This window comes from Paracoccus onchidii (assembly GCF_028294535.1).
Taxonomy (GTDB): Bacteria; Pseudomonadota; Alphaproteobacteria; order Rhodobacterales; family Rhodobacteraceae; genus Paracoccus; species Paracoccus onchidii.
The window spans coordinates 1-1160 of the sequence record NZ_JAQBIE010000006.1; the positions used below are offsets into that span (position 1 = coordinate 1).

Consider the following 1160-nt stretch of genomic DNA (forward strand, 5'->3'; position numbering starts at 1 on the left):
GCCCCGCGGTTTCGGGCGAGATTGGCCACGCCAGCATGACCGGCGTCATCATCGCGTATACGGTGGCGCTGACCGACCGGAAGGCAGTGAACATCGAGCCAATCTCGGCTCACGTCTATCCCGATGATCCGTTCGTGTGATCGCTTCTCCATGCTCTCCTCATTCTGATACGCGCTCCAGAACGGGCCGCTGGCAACTGTTCGAGACAATGAGGGACAGGCGGTGCCGACAGGCCAAGGAGCGTGGTCATGCCACAAGGGGCAGACGTCGCGCGCCACCCCGCCACGGGTCCTGGCCGGGACACGTGACGGGACGACGCTACCAAATCCGGGATACAGAAGGGTCAGGATGCGTTGGAGTTCACTAAGAACTGCCCCAGCATTGTCATCGAGATTTGACCCGTTTGTCAGTATGTCGGTATGTTCATGACGTGGTCAATGTCGGCGCCTCTTTTCTCTTTCTTTTCGCGGTTTCCGAGCTGGCCTAGAAGCCGTAGCTGTCGTTGTCGGTCTCCAGAATGTGGCAGCGGAGGGTGAGGCGATCGAGGAGCGCGCATCGGTGAAGTTTCCGCACGAGAGCTTGGCTGACTTCGCTGGCCGCAAAATCGAAGCCGGGCAGGTCCGAAGGCAGAGCGCAGGTTTTATTGCGCTGTATTCCTTTTTAACTTGAGATTCGGATTTTTCACGGCGCATTCACGCGTGAATCACACACCATAAGGCATCTGTTCTCTGGGACGTATCTTTATTGCGAAGTTCGCGATTTTGGATGAAAGGAGCACATCATGCCGATCTATGGTACAAGCAACAATGACTACCTTCCGGGGACGTCTGGCGCTGATCTTATCTACGGTTTCAGCGGCAATGACCGTCTTGGTGGCGCTGGTGGTCGCGATACGATCTATGGCGGCTATGGCCATGATACGATCTATTCCAGTGGACAGGGATATTATAATGGCCAGAGCGGCAACGATTATGTCTATGCGGGTCTTGGCTCGGCGGAAACGCTGCGAGGTGGTTCCGGCACGGACTGGCTGAACACGACGTCGTTCAGCGGCAATTACAACGTCAACATGACGACCGGGGTGACGAATTACGCCGGGGAAAGCTTTACCCAGTTCGAGAACCTTCTTTCCGGTTCCGGCAATGACACGCTTACGGGGA

At 56.4% G+C, this 1160-nt stretch carries 1 protein-coding gene; it reads left to right on the forward strand.

The annotated features are described in order from the left end of the window. Positions 1-781: 781 nt before the first annotated feature. A partial coding sequence (locus PAF17_RS06110) for a calcium-binding protein (RefSeq protein WP_408636381.1) occupies positions 782-1160 on the forward strand: 379 nt, incomplete at its 3' end.